The sequence below is a fragment of the Desulfosoma profundi genome, from assembly GCF_055387865.1.
Map to the genome: position 1 here is coordinate 3,489,161 of NZ_AP042420.1, position 16,259 is coordinate 3,505,419.

General features: G+C 57.4%; 13 protein-coding genes and 1 pseudogene. 7 read left to right on the forward strand and 7 right to left on the reverse strand.

Annotated elements, in window-relative coordinates:
- Positions 1 to 107: 107 nt before the first annotated feature.
- From ACZ5K9_RS15100 to mltG, 3 genes are all read right to left on the reverse strand, one after another.
- The gene (locus tag ACZ5K9_RS15100) at positions 108 to 1,754 is read right to left on the reverse strand and encodes a fatty acid--CoA ligase (RefSeq protein WP_464272146.1); all 1,647 of its coding nucleotides are present in this window, start codon (positions 1,752 to 1,754) and stop codon (positions 108 to 110) included.
- Between the two features lie 123 nt (positions 1,755 to 1,877).
- Positions 1,878 to 2,699, reverse strand: coding sequence for an NTP transferase domain-containing protein (locus tag ACZ5K9_RS15105; RefSeq protein ID WP_464272147.1), 822 nt, complete (start codon positions 2,697 to 2,699; stop codon positions 1,878 to 1,880).
- Positions 2,696 to 3,784 (reverse strand): endolytic transglycosylase MltG, encoded by a 1,089-nt coding sequence (gene mltG, locus ACZ5K9_RS15110; protein ID WP_464272148.1) that lies wholly within the window; start codon positions 3,782 to 3,784, stop codon positions 2,696 to 2,698. The genes ACZ5K9_RS15105 and mltG overlap by 4 nt, the downstream gene beginning before the upstream one ends.
- Positions 3,785 to 3,968: 184 nt before the next feature.
- On the opposite strand from mltG, the gene selB reads away from it, so the two are divergent.
- From selB to ACZ5K9_RS15125, 3 genes are all read left to right on the forward strand, one after another.
- Positions 3,969 to 5,897 carry a selenocysteine-specific translation elongation factor gene (gene selB / locus ACZ5K9_RS15115; RefSeq protein ID WP_464272149.1) on the forward strand — a complete coding sequence of 643 codons (1,929 nt, stop codon included), beginning with the start codon at positions 3,969 to 3,971 and terminating at the stop codon, positions 5,895 to 5,897.
- Positions 5,898 to 6,019: 122 nt separating this feature from the next.
- Entirely contained in the window at positions 6,020 to 6,310 is a 291-nt protein-coding gene (locus ACZ5K9_RS15120) for a Dabb family protein (RefSeq protein ID WP_464272150.1), read from the forward strand.
- Positions 6,311 to 6,342: 32 nt separating this feature from the next.
- Positions 6,343 to 6,810: a hypothetical protein gene (locus ACZ5K9_RS15125; protein WP_464272151.1), complete on the forward strand. Its 468-nt coding sequence runs from the start codon at positions 6,343 to 6,345 to the stop codon at positions 6,808 to 6,810.
- A 114-nt stretch (positions 6,811 to 6,924) separates the two neighbouring features.
- Here the strand turns inward: ACZ5K9_RS15125 and ACZ5K9_RS15130 are convergent, their stop codons facing one another.
- The 4 genes from ACZ5K9_RS15130 to ACZ5K9_RS15145 form a co-directional block, all read right to left on the reverse strand.
- Positions 6,925 to 8,478, reverse strand: coding sequence for an acyl-CoA carboxylase subunit beta (locus ACZ5K9_RS15130; protein ID WP_464272152.1), 1,554 nt, complete (start codon positions 8,476 to 8,478; stop codon positions 6,925 to 6,927).
- 175 nt (positions 8,479 to 8,653) lie between these two features.
- The gene (locus ACZ5K9_RS15135; protein WP_464272153.1) at positions 8,654 to 10,135 is read right to left on the reverse strand and encodes a sigma-54-dependent transcriptional regulator; all 1,482 of its coding nucleotides are present in this window, start codon (positions 10,133 to 10,135) and stop codon (positions 8,654 to 8,656) included.
- 91 nt (positions 10,136 to 10,226) lie between these two features.
- Complete coding sequence (locus ACZ5K9_RS15140) at positions 10,227 to 11,732, reverse strand: two-component system sensor histidine kinase NtrB (protein ID WP_464272154.1); 1,506 nt, start codon at positions 11,730 to 11,732, stop codon at positions 10,227 to 10,229.
- A gap of 105 nt (positions 11,733 to 11,837) precedes the next feature.
- The gene (locus ACZ5K9_RS15145; protein WP_464272155.1) at positions 11,838 to 13,178 is read right to left on the reverse strand and encodes a replication-associated recombination protein A; all 1,341 of its coding nucleotides are present in this window, start codon (positions 13,176 to 13,178) and stop codon (positions 11,838 to 11,840) included.
- Between the two features lie 176 nt (positions 13,179 to 13,354).
- Between ACZ5K9_RS15145 and ACZ5K9_RS15150 the strand changes: the two genes are divergently transcribed.
- The 4 genes and pseudogenes from ACZ5K9_RS15150 (at position 13,355) to ACZ5K9_RS15165 (ending at position 16,052) form a co-directional block, all read left to right on the forward strand.
- Complete coding sequence (locus ACZ5K9_RS15150; protein WP_464272156.1) at positions 13,355 to 13,795, forward strand: sugar 3,4-ketoisomerase; 441 nt, start codon at positions 13,355 to 13,357, stop codon at positions 13,793 to 13,795.
- A pseudogene (locus ACZ5K9_RS15155) lies at positions 13,792 to 14,204 on the forward strand (sugar 3,4-ketoisomerase). Before ACZ5K9_RS15150 ends, ACZ5K9_RS15155 begins: the two are co-directional and overlap by 4 nt.
- A 23-nt stretch (positions 14,205 to 14,227) precedes the next feature.
- Positions 14,228 to 15,340: a DegT/DnrJ/EryC1/StrS family aminotransferase gene (locus ACZ5K9_RS15160; protein ID WP_464272157.1), complete on the forward strand. Its 1,113-nt coding sequence runs from the start codon at positions 14,228 to 14,230 to the stop codon at positions 15,338 to 15,340.
- A 25-nt stretch (positions 15,341 to 15,365) separates the two neighbouring features.
- Positions 15,366 to 16,052: a phosphoribosylanthranilate isomerase gene (locus ACZ5K9_RS15165; protein ID WP_464272158.1), complete on the forward strand. Its 687-nt coding sequence runs from the start codon at positions 15,366 to 15,368 to the stop codon at positions 16,050 to 16,052.
- Positions 16,053 to 16,259: the final 207 nt, after the last annotated feature.

Below are 16,259 nucleotides of genomic sequence, written 5' to 3' on the forward strand. Positions count from 1 at the left end.
CCCACCCTTATGGATGGGCGCCCGCCCGAAAGGCCGTTATACACCGTTTCGGGTCGGGCCCGCTTGCTGCTGTCTCCGAGCGCTTCTTCGGGATGGGATCTCGGAGCCTAACGATATTGCTGGCGCATGACCTTTTTGTCGAGTTTGCCCACACTGGTCTTGGGGAGCGCTTCCACAAAGCCGATCTTGTCAGGGACAGCCCATTTGGTGATGGTCCCCTCCTCCACAAAACGCATGAAATGGCTGCGGATGTCTTCTTCACTGACTTTGCCTCGCTGGTCCTCTTTCAGGACCACGAGAGCCATGGGGCGTTCTCCCCATTTTTCGTCCGGGACTCCAATGGCCGCCGCCTCACTGACCGCCGGGTGCTGCATGAGAATGTCTTCGAGGATCAGCGTGGAAATCCATTCTCCGCCGGTCTTGATGACGTCCTTGATGCGGTCGGTGATTTGCAAGTATCCGCGTTCGTCGATGAAACCCACATCGCCCGTATGAAGCCAGCCCCCTTCCCACAGCTCTTCCGCTCTTTCGGGATCCTTGAAGTACCCCTGGGTCAGCCACGGCGAGCGGACCACCACCTCACCGGTGCTCTTGCCGTCGTGAGGTAACGGCTGGCCGTCGGGGGTGACAATCCTGAGATCCACCAAAGGGATGGGCTGGCCCGTACGACATCGGACGGGAATCTGGTCGTCCGGGGACCATGCCATCATGTCGGGCTGCGGCTGCGCCAAAGTGAGCACGGGGCAGGTTTCAGACATGCCGTATCCGGTAATCAGGTCGATTCCCCGGTCCATGGCCGCCTTGCACAGCCCTTTCGTCAAAGCGGATCCGCCGATGAGGACTTTCCAGCCGGACAAATCGACGTTTTTGGCTGCCGGACTGGTCAGAATCATGTGCAGGATGGTCGGGACGCAATGGGAAAAGGTCACCTTTTCGGTCATCAGGAGTTTAAGAATCACGGCTGGATCATAGCGTCCCGGATAGACTTGCTTGACGCCCAATTGACCGGCCACAAAAGGGATGCCCCACGCGTGGACATGGAACATGGGGGTCAGGGGCATGTACACGTCATTGGATCGGAACGTGGCCGCCGTGTGGTACGCTCCGGCAGCCGCCAAAACCGATAAGGTATGGAGCACCAATTGTCTGTGGCTGAAGTACACGCCCTTGGGAAGGCCCGTCGTGCCCGTGGTGTAAAAGGTCGTCGCCTTGGCGTTCTCGTCGAAATCGGGAAATTCGTAATCCTCGGACGCCCGGGCCAGTAAATCTTCATATTCCCCATCCATGGGAACGGAGGTGGCCGGAACGTCTCCGCCATCTTTTAAGACAACAATCTTTTTGACGGTTTGGAATTGCCCGTGGATGGCTTCGACGACGGGCAGGAAGTCCGTGTGCACCAGCAGGATGTCGTCTTCGGCATGATTGATGGTGTAGAGGATCTGTTCGGGAGAGAGCCGGATGTTGACCGTGTGGAGAATGGCGCCCATCATGGGGACGGCGTAGAACAACTCCAGATACCGATGGCTGTCCCAATCCATCACACCTACCGTGGATCCTTCCTCAATGCCCAGAGCGCGGAGCATGTTCGCAGCCTTGTGCACCCTTTGGAATAATTCCGCGTAGGTGAAGCGGTAAAGATCCCGGTAGACGATTTCTTGATTGGGGGTGCATCGCAAAGGCTTGTGCAGGAGATGTTTGATGAGCAACGGATAGTGGTAGGCGGACGGTGTGCGTTCGACAAGCTTCACTGGCATGGATTCCTCCTTCGATGTTTATAAGGCACGAGCTCTGAACCCCTCCGAAAAACTGGGCCTCCCCGTTGGGTTTGTAACAAATCGCACAATATAATACTTCGGCTCGGGCGGTCAATTGTTGCGTTAACGTGAACGGCATATTTCCCGGTAAATCTCTTGGACCCGCCGCAGGGCTTGGGGAGTGTCCACCCCCATGACTTCCCACGGCTCCGCCACAAGGAAGGTGACTTCCAACCCTTGATCTCCAAAGATTTCCACAAGGTCGGTGAGGAAATATTCGCGAATGATCACCCATTGACCATCCCGCAGCTTGCGCACCTCATGAGGGCGCTTCTCCAGGGCGTCCAATCCGGACAGCACATTTTCCCGCCGAATCGCATAGACCCCGGCGTTGCAAGGCGCGCCACGCATTGCCCCGGCCATCTGGTTCCAGTACTTCCATTCCACAATGCGCCGCACGCGCTGTCCCTGCACCTCGAGTTTGCCATACTGGGCCGGGTCCTCGGGCTGGAAGGCGAGAACCACCATGTGGGCGTCATAGAGCGCCTGAAGCATGAGCTCGTAGGTCTGACGCCGGATCAGGGGCACGTCGCCCATGGTGATGATGACGGCATCTTCCCGCTGGGATTCGAGGAAGGCGCGGGCAGCCAACACCGCCCCCCCCGTGCCGTCCGTGACCGGCTGGTAAATGTAGGTGCAGCCATAAGGGGACGTTTCCCGGTGCACGTCTTCGGCCCGATGATGGACCACAATCCCTTTGGGACCCGGGGGGAGGTTTTCCAGCACGTGCGCAAGAAGAGGTCGAGAACCGATATAAGGATCGTTTCCCGAGGGGACGAGAGGTAAAAGGGTCTTGTTGCCGTCATAGCCCGTCATGCGGGTGCCTTTTCCGGCGGCAAGCACGAGGCTGACGGCGGTGGAAGTCATCTTGTGAGGCATGTTCATGGAATCACCTCGGCTCCGGAGTCCTCAGGTAGGGGGTTTCGACCGTTTTGGTTTTCCTGTTTCACGGACCGATAGCGTGCCACGGCCTGGAGGTGTTCTTCGTAGGTGGTGGAAAACGTGTGGGAGCCGTCGTTGTTACTGACAAAATAGAGATAGGGGATCTTCTTGGGCTCCACCACCGCACGAAGCGATTTTTCGCCGGGATTGCAGATGGGCCCCGGGGGAAGTCCTTTATGGATGTACGTATTGTAAGGGCTTTTCCTTTCCAGATGCCGGCGGAGGATGGGACCTTCAAAATCACTCAGATCGTAAACCGCCGTCGGATCGCTCTGAAGGGGCATGTCCCGCCGGAGCCGGTTCAAGAAAACCCCGGCGATAACCGGCCGTTCCGCATCGATCACAGCCTCTTTTTCCACCAAAGAAGCCAAAGTGACCGCCTCATGGATCGTGAAGCCCATCTGCCGGGCCTTGGTTTGCCGTTCCGGCGAAAACCGTCGCCAAAACTCCATCACCATGCGGCGCAACACATCACGAGGTCGATCGGTGCGCCGGAAGACGTAAGTGGCCGGGAACAGATAGCCTTCCAGCGATGTGGCGTTGTGGACGTCCAAGGACGCCATAAGATGCCGGTCTTGGGCGAGTTCCAGGATATCGTTGGGGTCGGCCAGACCTGCGCCCGCGACAATGCGGGCCACATCCTTGAGTGTCACCCCTTCGGGAAAGGTCACTTTGTGGACGACCACCTTGCCTTGGACCAGTGTTTCCAGCACGAGGTTGGGAGAGATGATGCGCGGGAATTGGTATTCCCCGGCTTGCATTTTGTCGGCGAGGCGCCGTGCCCGAGCGTACCAGTAGAAGAGCTCGGCGTCACGGACAATACCTTGTTTCGCCAGCATGGAAGCCACCGATCGGGCCCCTGTTCCGGCGCGGATGAGGACGGTTGATGAGGGTTGTGATGCCGCTGTCGGTGTGATTCCGAAAAGGGCCAACCGAATGGCAAACACCGCGCTCGTCACGCTTGCCGACAGGATCATCCATAACAGGACCGCGGCCATCCCGATCCTGAACTTCTTCGGCCGAATCATCCACCTCCACCTCAACACAGAACGGGCTCCGTTCGACTCGTCATTGCCTCCTATCATAGCGCCACGGCTTTCTCAAGCACCACCCCGCACTGAGCCGACGTTGAATTGCAGCGCAGGATATGGCACTATGACGGCGAACACACCAAAATCTTTTATTTTCCTTGTCTTGACGAGGTGAGGCATCATGCACCAGGTAGTGCTCGGCACCGCGGGCCACATCGACCATGGAAAGACGTCCCTCATTCGAGCCTTGACGGGAATCGACACGGACAGACTGAAAGAAGAAAAGCAGCGAGGCATTACCATCGAGTTGGGCTTTGCCTACCTGGACCTGCCGGACGGCAATCGGCTGGGGATCGTCGATGTGCCAGGCCATGAACGTTTCGTGAAGCACATGGTCGCCGGGGCGACGGGGATTGATTTGGTGGCTCTCGTCATCGCCGCCGACGAGGGCGTCATGCCCCAGACGCGCGAACACCTGGAAATCTGTCAGTTGCTGCGTGTCAAAGAGGGTCTGGTGGTCCTCACCAAGATCGATCTGGTGGACGATCCCGAATGGGTGGACATGGTGGAAGAGGACATTCGGGACTTCCTCAAAGGCACCTTCTTAGAAAAGGCGCCCATTGTCCGTGTTTCGGCGATGACGGGCGAAGGGCTCGAGACGCTCAAACAGGTCCTTTTCCAGATGGTGCCGCGGGTGCCGCCGCGAAACACATCCGGCCCTTTCCGGATGTCTATTGACCGGGTTTTTACCATGCGAGGCTTTGGCACGGTGGTGACCGGCACAAGCCTTTCGGGGACGATCCGAGTCGGGGATCCGGTAACCGTTTATCCTTCAGGCATTGCCACCAAGGTCCGGGGCCTTCAGGTGCACAATCAGGAGGTCCAGGAAGTCTTTCCGGGCCAGCGCACGGCCATCAACTTACAAGGGGTGGACCGGGACGCGATCCAGCGTGGGGAAGTGGTCGCCACGCCGGATTCGCTGCTGCCCAGCTACATGCTCGATGTGTCTCTGGAACTTCTGACCGACGCGCCGCACCCTCTGAAAGACCGGGAGAAAATCCGGTTCCATACGGGCACCACGGAAACGGTGGCCACAGTTGTCCTGCTGGACCGCCAACAGCTCCCTCCCGGAGAAAAAACATACGCTCAGATTCGCCTGGATCGGCCGTTGGCCGTACTGCGGGGGGACCGATACGTGCTCCGGTCTTATTCACCCATTCGGACGCTGGGCGGTGGAGCGGTGCTGCATCCTGTGCCGAAAAAGCACAAGGGCAAAGACAAACCCTTGGCAGCTCATGCGTTGAAGCTGCTTGAGGACGGTGAACCCGCCTCTGTGCTTCAGTGGCACCTTCGGGACGCGGGCTGGCTGGGCGTGTCCGAAAAAGAACTTCAGATCCGAACCAACATTTCAGGCAAAGCGTTTTCGGACGCCTTGGAGATGTTGCTTTCCCGTAAGAAAGCCGTGCTCTACGACCGGGAAAACCGCCGCTTCATCGATCCCGAGGCGTTGAGCGCATTACAAGCGGACATCACGACCATTCTGGAAACATACCACGGCAAGAATCCGTTAAAGCCCGGTATGCCTAAAGAAGAAATCCCGGCCCAAACGGACCGCCCTGTCGAGCCGAAGCTGCTCCATTATGTGCTCCGGCGTTTGGCGGATGAGGGGGCGGTGGTTTTGGAGAAGGAGTGGGTCCGGCTTGCCGGCCACACGGGAGATTTGAGCCACGAGGAAAAAGAGATCCAAGAACGGCTGGAGGAAATCTATCGAAAGGCGGGACTACAGCCCCCGTTTTTCAAGGATGTTTCCGCGCAACTGCCCGGAACCGCCCGACAGCATAAGGACGTCTTGGAATGGATGCTAAACCGAGGACGGCTCGTCAAGGTTAAGGAAGAGTTGTTCTTTCATGTGGAAGCCATCGCCGGTCTTCAGGAACGGATGGTGGCGTTCCTTCAGGAGCACGGAGAGATGTCGGCGGCACAGTTTAAAGAAATGACTCAGGCAAGCCGCAAGTACACGATCCCTCTTTTGGAATATTTCGACGGACAAAAACTCACCATCCGGATCGGGGATGTGAGGCGTTTGCGGGAAAGTAAGACGGCAGGATAAGGCCTGAAGTCTCAATCCGGAGTCCCCGTTGTTATCGTCAGAAGTTTCGGTGCCCTTGGGGTTTTTGGGCGGAACGGGACGAGGAGTTCCAGGGGGAAAACCACAAGTCAATGGAGGTTCAGATGATCAAGCATGTGGTGGTCATGAAGTTCAAGCCGGGTATCCATGAAACAGACATCGCACAGTTGGAGCAGGGGCTGGATCGCCTTCCCGGCACCATTCCGGAGATTTTGTCCTACGACTTTGGGCGGGATATTGTTCATTCTGAACGTTCTTTTGACTTCGCCTTGGTTTCCAGTTTCCGGGACATGGATGCCTTGAAGCGCTATCAGGGACACCCCGAACACCTGAAAGTGCTGGAATTGGTCCGTTCCATGTGTGAACAGATCATCGCCGTGGATTTCACCTTTTGAAACGGTGGGATCCTAAGGGAGCATCAAGGGTCGTGGCGGACCAGAGGCATATCTATGATTACTATATCGACGCGCACGGGAACTGGTTTTGCGAAGGCAATCCGGTGACGGATCCCGACCTCTTCCGGATGCTCAGCCGCTCGCTCTTTGAAAAGGACGGGCGCTATTTTGTGCGTTGTGAAGGCGAGGTCCATCCCGTGCGGATAGCTGACGCACCGCTTTGGGTGCGCTACGTTTTTCTTCATGTGGATCCTGACGGGAGCATCGGTGCTGTGGACATCCAATTGGAAGACGGCCGACGTGAGCGTTTAAGGCCGGAAACCCTTTCGATTCGAGGGGAAAATGCCATCTATTGTCTGGCGACCCGCAAAAACCTTCCGGCCCGGTTCGGTAAATCCGCTTATTATGAACTGGCTTCCCGACTCATGTTTGACCCTGCAAACCACGACTACATTCTCACCATATCGGGCCGTCCTTATCGGCTGCCGTGCCGGCCCTGATTCCTGTGGAAGAGCGGGGCGGTCGTTTGCGGATTTTCGGGAGCCCTACGGCGGGCAAAAAGGAGGAATGTCCGGGGGGAGCGGCAGATGCGCCCCCCGGAAATGGCGGCGGACTTACATGGGGATGTTCCCATGCTTCTTGGGAGGCAAAGCCTGGCGTTTCGTTGCCAGCAGCTCATAAGCTTCCACGAGACGGATCCGCGTCTCGCTCGGGACGATGACGCCGTCGATATATCCACGCGATGCGGCAATGTAAGGATTATAGAGCAGATTTCGGTATTCCTCGATCTTTTCCTTCCTTTTCGCCACAGGGTCCGGTGCCGATTGAATGTCCTTCCGGAAGATGATGTTCGCGGCACCTTCCGCCCCCATCACCGCGATTTCGGCCGTCGGCCATGCCAAAACCATATCCGCCCCCAAATCTCTCGAACACATGGCGAGATAGGAGCCGCCGTAATCTTTGCGGATGATCAGCGTGACTTTGGGCACCGTGGCCTCCGAGTAACACCACAATAGCTTGGCTCCGTGGCGGATGATCCCGCCCCATTCCTGCTGCTTGCCAGGCAAATACCCAGGGACGTCAGCCAAGGTGAGCAGGGGGATGTTGAAGGCGTCGCAGCATCGGATGAACCGGGTGGCTTTATCGGAAGAATCCACATCCAAACAACCGGCCAACACCTTGGGCTGGTTCGCAATGATGCCGATGGTGCGCCCGTTGAGCCGCCCAAAGCCCACCACGATGTTTTGGGCATATCCTTCGTGAACTTCAAAAAAGTCGCCACGGTCCACGATCGCTCGAATGACATCCTTCATGTCATAAGCGCCCATGGGGTTGTCCGGAATGATCGTGTCCAGCTCGGGAGCCAACCGGCAGGGATCGTCTCCCATGTCCACAATGGGAGGATCTTCCATGTTGTTGTCAGGCAGATAGCTCAAAAGCCGCTTGATTTCATCAATGGCGTGCCGGTCGTTTTCGCAGGCGAAATGCGCCACCCCGCTTTTGGTGCTGTGCGCAATGGCACCCCCCAGTTCTTCTTGGGTAATCTCTTCTCCGAGAACGGATTTAATGACGTCCGGGCCGGTAATGAACATGTAGCTGGTGTTTTTCACCATAAAGACAAAATCCGTCATGGCGGGAGAATATACCGCTCCTCCGGCACACGGGCCCATGATCGCGGAAATTTGGGGAATGACCCCGGAACTGATGGCATTGCGGTAAAAGATCTGGCCATAGCCGGACAGCGCGTCCACGCCTTCCTGAATGCGGGCGCCCCCGGAATCGTTAAAGCCCACAAAGGGTTTGCCGGCCTTGAGCGCCAGATCCATGACCTTGCAGATTTTGCGGGAATGCATTTCCCCCAATGTGCCAGCCCGTGCGGTGAAATCCTGGGAAAAAGCGAAGACTTGTCGGCCGTTGACCAGCCCGTAGCCGGTGATGACGCCGTCCGCGGGGATGTCCATTTTGTCCAAGCCAAAAAGAGTGCCGCGGTGCTTGACGAAGATGTCCAATTCGCGGAATGTGCCGGGATCAAAGAAGTATTCCAACCGCTCCCGCGCCGTCATTTTTCCCCGTTCGTGCTGCGCGGCGACGGCCTTTTCGCCGCCCATCTCCTTGATCTTCGCTTCGCGCTCCCGCAGTTCTTTGATTTTTTCCGCCACCGTCTGCATAAGTGATTCTCCTATTGATTCTGGTCACATGGAGGGGTTATGGGCCGTAGCCGTCATGGGGCTCGGCGCAATTCTATTGGCTTGCCCCACGATGTCAAGCGCTTTACCGGCGAAGAAGGAGTCGCGGAACCTCTCGCAGCGTGTATCTTGCCCCGAAAGCCAGCCGAGACCCCTGTCATGAGCGTTCGCGCGGAAAGACGTATTGGCACGCGCGGCCTTTGCCCATGCGGATCAGAAGGCCGCGGTCCACCATTTCCGTCAGTTCCCTGAGGGCTTGACGTTCGGAAAGTTCGTTGAGCCGAGCATAGTCTCGGTTGGTGATGTAGCCCTGAGATTGGATAAAACTCAAAGCGCGCAGTTGGCGCACGCGCTGCGGCCCCGGTGGAAGAAGTCTTTCCGCTTCGGATCGGTAGGCAAGGCCGGTTGAATCTTTCGGCACCGGTTCCACTGAAGAGCTCGTGTCCTGTGGCGAAAAAGGCGCGGGGGTGGGACGAAGGACTTCAGGGGGCAGGTCCTCAGGCGTGATCTCCTGATCAGCGCAAAGAATCACGGCCCGTTCCACGACATTTTCCAGTTCCCTGACGTTTCCCGGCCATGGGTAATCCAGCAGCGCCCGAAGGGCGTCCGGACCGATGCGCATTCCCTCGCGGCCCGTCTGTTTTTCGTATTTTCTCAAAAAATGGGCCGCAAGCAGAGGGATATCGCCGGTGCGTTCCCTCAGGGGCGGCAGCTGAATATGAACGACGTTCAGGCGGAAGAAAAGATCGGATCGGAATCGACCGGCCGCCACCTCCTCCTTGAGGTTCCTGTTCGATGCAGCCACCACGCGGACATCCACATGGAGGGTCTCCGTGCCGCCCACTCGCTCAAAGCTCATTTCCTGTAGAGCCCGTAGGAGTTTGACCTGAAGCGGCGGAGACATTTCGCTGATTTCGTCCAGAAAGAGGGTTCCTCCGTGGGCTAATTCGAATCGGCCCTTGCGTAACCCCACGGCTCCGGTAAAAGCCCCCCGCTCATGGCCGAACAGCTCGCTTTCCAAGAGATTTTCAGGGAGTGCCCCGCAGTTGACAGAAATGAAAGGTCCGGACTTTCGGGGGCTGTTGAAGTGAATTGCCCGGGCAACGAGTTCCTTTCCGGTGCCCGATTCACCTGTGATGAGGACCGTGGCTTTGGTGGGGGCGACTTTGCGGATCAGATCGTAGACCCGGCGCATCGGTGCGCTTTTCCCGATAATGTTATGAAAATGGTGGCGTTCCTCCAAGATGCCTTTCATTTGTCGGTTCTGGCGCACGATCTGGTGGTGCTCCACGGCCTTCTGCACCAAGACCTTGAGTTCTTCATTTTCGAAAGGTTTGAGGATGTAGTGAAAAGCCCCTTTTTTCATGGCCTCCACGGCCTTTCCCACTGTGCCGAAAGCCGTCATCATGATCACCGGAAGGTCCGGATCCCAGGCCCGCACCTGCTCCAAAACCTCCATCCCGTCCATGCCCGGCATTTTCATGTCGGTAATCACCACGTCCAGGTCGTTGTTCTTGACCAGATCCAGGCCTTCCGCGCCGCTTTCCGCCGTCAGCACGTGATGGCCTTCCTCGGAAAGAAGATCTTCGAGGACGATGAGATAGTTTTTCTCGTCGTCGATGATGAGAATGTTGCCCATAACACCCAGTCCTGCTTTTGGCTTCCCAGGGACCCGTCAAAAAGCTTCGGCCGTTGCGCCCGCACCGTGCGCCCTCTGCGTTCGGATGGACTTACTTTTCGGGAGGGGGCACCTGACGCAGGGGCAAGCGCACCACAGCGCTTGTGCCTCCTCCTTCCCGGGGGACCAATTCCACCGAGCCACGGTGACTCTGAACGATCGTCTGCACGATGGACAATCCCAGTCCTGTTCCCTTCTCCCGGGTCGTAAAAAAAGGATTAAAGATCTTGCCCATGACCTCTGCAGGAATCCCGACTCCGGTGTCGTTGATCCGCACTTCCACCGTGGGGTCTTTCCGCGTGTCCAAACAGCGCAAAGAGGTTTCCACGGCAAGCGTGCCTCCACCGTCCATCGCTTGGACCGCATTGACCACAAGGTTCATGAAGGCACGATAGAGCAGATTGGCGTCGGCTTCGAGGATGTAATCCCCGGTCTGATAGTCTCTTTCGATCTGTATGTTCCGCTTTTGGCATTCCGCCTCGATGACCCGCAGGTTGCGCTCGAGGATGTCTTCCACCCGGCAGAGCGCCAGGCGCAGCTCCTTGGGCCGCGCAAAGTCCAAAAACTCGGTGACGATGTTGTTCAGCCGAGTGGCTTCTTCAATCAAAATGGACGCCAGTTTTTTCTGTTTCGGCTCTTCCAGACGTTTTTCCAACAACTCGGCCGTGCTCCGGATAATCCCCAAAGGGTTCTTGATCTCATGGGACACCCCTGCAATCATCTCTCCGAGCACCGCCAGCCTCTCGGCCCGATTCAGTTCCTCCTCCAGTTTCTGACGCTCGCGGGCACGCGCTTCCAGAATGCTTTCGGCTCGGCGCAAGATTGCCACCAGAGCGGCGAAGAGCACTCCGACAAAAGCCGCCACGCTCGCGAAGATGATGGTTTGGAATTTGGCGATGTTCGTCTGATCCGCCGTGATGTCTTGGGTGATCTCGAAGACCCCGATGACATGCCCCCGTTTCCAGCTGAGCGGCAGTTCCACCCACATGGGCAGATAGGTGCGCATCTTCTGCGGTCCGATCGGCCACGAGATCCCGAGAAGTGTGAAGCGATGTCCATCCATGACCGAAAAAAAATCCCCCGACAAGGCCTTTTGAAACGGCTCCCCGAGGTCCCTCTGCTCGCCTAGGGGGACATCCTCGGTGCTGTATGCCAAAATGCCATCCGTCGTGTAAATGTCCACCCGTTCGATGGCCAGGCCGTGAATAGCGCTCTTCACCACTTTGTCCAGCCGCTCGGACTGTTCCTTTCGGCTCAGCCGGATTTCCCCATCCCTCCTGTACGTGGGTGCCGTAAAGTCATAGAAAACCTGGTGGTTCAAGTTTTCCGCCGTGAGAAAAGCGTATTCTTCGCTCTTCTGGACAAGAATCTCCTTTGCCTTGTGGGACAGGAACCCTGAAAGAAACACGGTGCTCACCAAAATAACCACAAGGCTCGATGCCGCCACATACTTTACCAGTCGAAAGGGTTTCCCTTTCGGAACGGGCAGGGGCAAGGATGCGGCTTCGGTCTGGGTGTTCAATGGGAGGGCGGCGGTTTTCAGCCGCCAGGATTTCATCGGATACACGACCTCGATGACCTCTGCGCACTTATGGAGTTTTTGGGGCGCTGTCGATTCGACACCGCCGAGCGTGTCCGCATGGCATGTTCTCGAAGGGCCTTCCTAGGATTTTAACTTTTTAACCAAATCCCGACGTCGGGCAAGGGTGTCGCGCCATTTGCCTTCCCAGCCGCGCACGCTGGGTTCGTAAAAAACGGCCGCCGTGAGCCTCTCAGGAAAATACACCTCAGGAACCCAACCTTCCGGATCATCATGGGGATATCGGTAGGCTTTCCCGTATTTCAGCTCTTTCAGAAGCGCCGTCGGGGCGTTCCTCAAATGGAAAGGAACAGGTTCGAATGGCGTCTTTCGGGCTGTTTCCCGGGCCGACTGCAAGGCCTTGTAGACACTGTTGCTTTTCGGCGCAAGGCTCACATAGACGATGGCTTGCGCTAGGTGCAGTTCGCCCTCGGGGCTGCCCAGGAGCTCGTATGCCCGAACCGCGTTCATGGCCAGCACCAGAGCAAACGGATCGGCAAGACCCACATCTTCTGAGGCGGCGACAACCAACCTGCGGCCGATGTAGAGAGGGTCTTCGCCTGCCTGGAGCATCCTCGTGTACCAATAGAGTGCTGCGTCGGGATCCCCGCCCCGGAGGCTTTTGTGGAAAGCCGAAATGAGGTTGTAGTGTTCTTCCCCGCTTTTGTCGTAATGGGGAGGTCGCTCCAAAACATCCACAACTGCGGACGCATCCACACGGCGGAGGCCGTCTGCATCCGGAGGCGTGCTGAGGACGGCGGCCTCCAAAACATTGAGAGCGACCCGAGCGTCGCCTCCGGCCGCCTCCACAAGAAGTCTTAAAGCATCTTCACCCACAACGGGCCGGAGCAGCCCAAGGCCGCGCTCGGCATCGGTCAATGCCCTTTGAATGACCTCTGAAAGATCCTCCCGTGACAGGGGTTCCAGCACTAGGACGTGGCAGCGGCTCAACAAGGGACGGATGATCTCAAAAGACGGGTTCTCCGTGGTGGCGCCCAAGAGATAAAGAGTCCCTTTTTCCACGTGAGGCAGAAGCACATCCTGCTGCGCCTTGTTCAGCCGGTGGATTTCGTCCATGAAAAGCCACGAGCGCTTCCGCGCAGACGCAAACACTCGGCGGGCTTCTTCCGCAGCGTCGCGGATGTCTTTGGTGCCGGCCGTGACGGCCGAAAGAGCCATAAGGTGCCCATCGGTGTGCGTTGCAATGAGATGGGCGAGTGTGGTTTTGCCACAGCCCGGCGGACCCCACAAGATCAATGACTGAAAAAGCCCACGACTGAGCAGCCGATGCAGGATTTTGCCTTCGCCCAAAAGATGCCTTTGCCCCACGAACTCGTTGAGCTTCCGAGGTCGAAGTCTTTCCGCCAAAGGCGCCGTGAGGGACGCCGGCTCTGAATTGGAAAACTTCTGAATGTTTTTCGACAAAGTCCCTTCCTTTCCTGTCGGAAGACGTGCAGATAACTTATACGGCAATTCCCGAGGGTTTCCAACAGCACATGTTTGTCACTTGACAAACGCTTCGTGCCATGGAATATGGGCTGCGCTTCTGACGCCGGAAGCCACGAAAAAGACATAGGAAATTCCATCCGAAGGAGGCGAGGGTGGTCTCCCAAGCGGCCCAACTGGCTTCACGGTCCGTGTACGATACGGCCATCATCCAATTTCCCAAGATTTTAGACGATCGAGGCAACCTCACCTTCATCGAAGCGCGCCGACACGTCCCGTTTGAGATTGCCCGAGTGTACTGGATTTACGACGTACCCGGAGGGGAATCGAGAGGGAGCCACGCTTATCGAACGCTCCACGAAGTGATCATTGCCTTGTCCGGCAGTTTTGAGGTTTTTCTAGACGACGGCCTGGCCCAGAAAACCGTCACCCTCAACCGCGCTTACTACGGGCTCTATGTGCCCAACCTCATTTGGCGCCGGATGCAGTATTTTTCCACCAATGCCGTGGCATTGGTTCTCGCCTCTAAAGCGTATGACCTGGAGGACTACTTGAGAGACTATGAGGAATTCCAGAGGTTGAACGCGAAGAAGTGAAAACGACGGTTCATGACTGCAGACTCATCGACCTTCCCAAGATCAGTGACCGACAGGGAGCGATCACGCCGATCTATGGTGGTGTTCATTTGCCGTTCAGCATCGAAAGGATCTATTATCTTTACGACGTTCCCGGGGGTGAAAGCCGGGGGGGCATGCTCACCGGCAGTTGCAGCAACTGATCGTTTCCGTCATGGGCGCGTTTGATGTGATCCTGGACGATGGGTGCGAATCTCGTCGGATCCATCTGGACAGAGCTTATTACGGGCTGTATGTGCCGAGGATGATCTGGAGGAGGCTGGAAAATTTTTCTTCGGGAGGCATCTGTCTCGTGCTGGCTTCGCTGCCTTATGATGAGGCGGATTACATTCGAGACTATGAGGAGTTTTGCCGGGAAAAGAGGGTGTGAGGCTGCCTTTCGTCGACGTCAAAATGACATATCTCGAGCTGAAGGATGCCTTGGACGCGGCCTATCACCGAGTGATGGCTTCCGGGCGGTATATCCTGGGCGAGGAACTCCAGGCATTTGAAGCAGAATTTGCCGCGTACTGCGGCGTGAAGCACTGCATCGGCACAGGCAGTGGGCTGGACGCCCTCCATCTCATTCTTCGTGCCCTGGGCATCGGACCCGGCGACGAAGTCATTGTGCCCACCAATACTTTCATTGCCACATGGCTTGCCGTTACCTGTGCGGGCGCCGTTCCCGTTCCCGTCGAACCCCTGGAAACCACCTATAACATGAACCCCGCCGGCATTGACGCCGTGGCGACGCCGCGCACTCGAGCCGTGATCGCCGTGCACCTTTACGGCCAACCGGCCGATATGGACCCTATCGTCCATGTCGCCCGAAGACATGGTATGTGGGTGATCGAAGACGCCGCTCAAGCCCATGGTGCCAGATATAAAGGAAAAAGAACAGGCGGGCTTGGGGATGCTGCAGGGTTTAGTTTTTATCCCGGAAAGAATTTGGGCGCTTTTGGAGACGGCGGGGCGGTGACGACCAATGACGACGCCCTTGCGGACCGCCTTCGAATGTTGCGCAATTACGGTTCACATATCAAATACATCCATGAGCTCAAAGGACTCAATTCGCGGTTGGATGAACTCCAAGCGGCTTTCCTCCGGGTGAAGCTGCAGAAGCTGGACGCCTGGAACGAACGCCGGCGGCTGCTTGCCGCGCGATACCTTGCAGGGTTGCGGGATGTGCCGGGGATTGTGACACCCTTTGTGCCCGATTGGGCCGAGCCCGTGTGGCACCTTTTCGTGATCCGAACGATACACAGAGATCGCGTGCAGCAGCTGTTGTCGCACCAAGGGATCGAGACATTGATTCATTACCCGGTGCCGCTCCATCAGCAAAAAGCCTATGCGGAGATGCAGGGGCGGTCGTATCCCTTGAGCGAGCGACTCCACGCAGAGGTGTTGAGCCTTCCCATGGGGCCTGCCATGAACGAGTCCGACGTGGATCAGGTGATTGCAGCCCTCCGGAGCTCCCTCGACACCGTGCGGTGCGGCAAGGGGGATGGGACCGAACCGCGGCCCTGAGGCGCAAAGGCGTGGAATGTCCTTCATGTTCGAGAAGCCTGTGGTTCAGGTCGCCGGAGTGCGGGATGCCCAAGAGGCGAGGATGTTGGTGGATCTTGGCGTCCGCTGGCTGGGCTTTCCATTGCGTCTGGCCGTCCATCGGGAAGACTTGAGCGAACAAGAGGCTGCCCGCATCATTCAGTCGCTGCCATCCGACGTGACATCCGTGCTCATCACGTACGCATCCCACTGGAAAGAAGTGCGCGATCTGTGCCGGTTCTTAGGGGTTCGGGGCGTACAGCTGCACGGGGCTGTAGGTGTGGACCAGATTCGCCGTTTCAAAACCGCAGAGCCTCATGTGCTCGTCATCAAAAGCGTCATTGTGCGTCCCGGAATCCCCCCGGAAGGTCTTCTTGAGGAGATCCGAATCGTGTCCCCTTTTGTGGATGCCGTGATCATGGATACGTTCGATCCGGAAACGGGAGCCAGCGGGGCTACGGGAAAAACGCACGATTGGACGGTGAGCCGATGGGTGGTCGAAAGATCTTCGAGACCGGTGATTCTAGCCGGGGGACTTCACCCGGATAACGTGGCTGAGGCGATCCGAAAAGTCCGCCCGAAAGGAGTGGACGCCCATACGGGCCTGGAAGACTCTTCCGGACGGAAAGATTTCCACAAGGTCGCCGCTTTCTTAAAAGAAGCGTTCGCCGCCTTCGCTGCTCTCCGCACATAAACCGGGATGCGTGCCCGAAAAGATCGAAGCCGGCCTTTTGGCGAAAGATGACCTGATGTGCCGTCCCTTCCCAGGCACTCGCCGTCAGGTCGTCATGACCGCCATGCCCCTGCCGTGCAAAACCCCCTTGTCGGCGATGGAGCGCATGGGGATGCGTGCCGGCTGATCCCGTGGACCTTCGTTTCAATACCAGCTTTAGCGGGAGAT

Bases quoted from the DNA above. Each gene is read 5' to 3' on its own strand.
- ACZ5K9_RS15100 (WP_464272146.1), bottom strand. From the start codon at position 1,754: ATGCCAGTGAAGCTTGTCGAACGCACACCGTCCGCCTACCACTATCCG.
- ACZ5K9_RS15105 (WP_464272147.1), bottom strand. From the start codon at position 2,699: ATGAACATGCCTCACAAGATGACTTCCACCGCCGTCAGCCTCGTGCTT.
- mltG (WP_464272148.1), bottom strand. From the start codon at position 3,784: ATGATTCGGCCGAAGAAGTTCAGGATCGGGATGGCCGCGGTCCTGTTA.
- selB (WP_464272149.1), top strand. From the start codon at position 3,969: ATGCACCAGGTAGTGCTCGGCACCGCGGGCCACATCGACCATGGAAAG.
- ACZ5K9_RS15120 (WP_464272150.1), top strand. From the start codon at position 6,020: ATGATCAAGCATGTGGTGGTCATGAAGTTCAAGCCGGGTATCCATGAA.
- ACZ5K9_RS15130 (WP_464272152.1), bottom strand. From the start codon at position 8,478: ATGCAGACGGTGGCGGAAAAAATCAAAGAACTGCGGGAGCGCGAAGCG.
- ACZ5K9_RS15135 (WP_464272153.1), bottom strand. From the start codon at position 10,135: ATGGGCAACATTCTCATCATCGACGACGAGAAAAACTATCTCATCGTC.
- ACZ5K9_RS15140 (WP_464272154.1), bottom strand. From the start codon at position 11,732: ATGAAATCCTGGCGGCTGAAAACCGCCGCCCTCCCATTGAACACCCAG.
- ACZ5K9_RS15160 (WP_464272157.1), top strand. From the start codon at position 14,228: ATGACATATCTCGAGCTGAAGGATGCCTTGGACGCGGCCTATCACCGA.
- ACZ5K9_RS15165 (WP_464272158.1), top strand. From the start codon at position 15,366: ATGTTCGAGAAGCCTGTGGTTCAGGTCGCCGGAGTGCGGGATGCCCAA.